The 321-nt window shown below is 51.7% G+C and carries 1 pseudogene; it reads left to right on the top strand.

Annotation, left to right across the window (positions count from 1 at the left end):
* A pseudogene (locus AC0L3J_RS37810) lies at positions 1-321 on the top strand (hypothetical protein); the annotation flags it as partial.

The following is a 321-nucleotide window of genomic DNA, read 5'->3' as shown; positions in this document are numbered from 1 at the left end:
AAAAGCGTTCCCGATTATTCCGTGCAACCTGTGCGGTTCACAGCCTAACCTGCAACGTCAGGTGATTGCTGACATGTTGCGTGACTGGGATAAACGTTATCCAGGGCGTATCGAGACGATGTTCAGCGCGATGCAGAATGTGGTGCCGTCGCATCTGTGCGATACCAACCTGTTCGATTTCAAAGGCATCACCCACGGTTCTGAAGTGGTTAACGGGGGTGATCTGGCGTTTGATCGCGAAGAGATCCCACTTCAACCACATTCAGCCGTAACTCATCCAACTGATTTTCATCTTCTTCTGGCTGCCAGCACGCCGGTTGT

This window comes from Bradyrhizobium sp. Kon37 (assembly GCF_055807535.1).
Note: the sequence above shows the minus strand (reverse complement) of the source record. Positions and strands in the feature narration are given on the sequence as shown.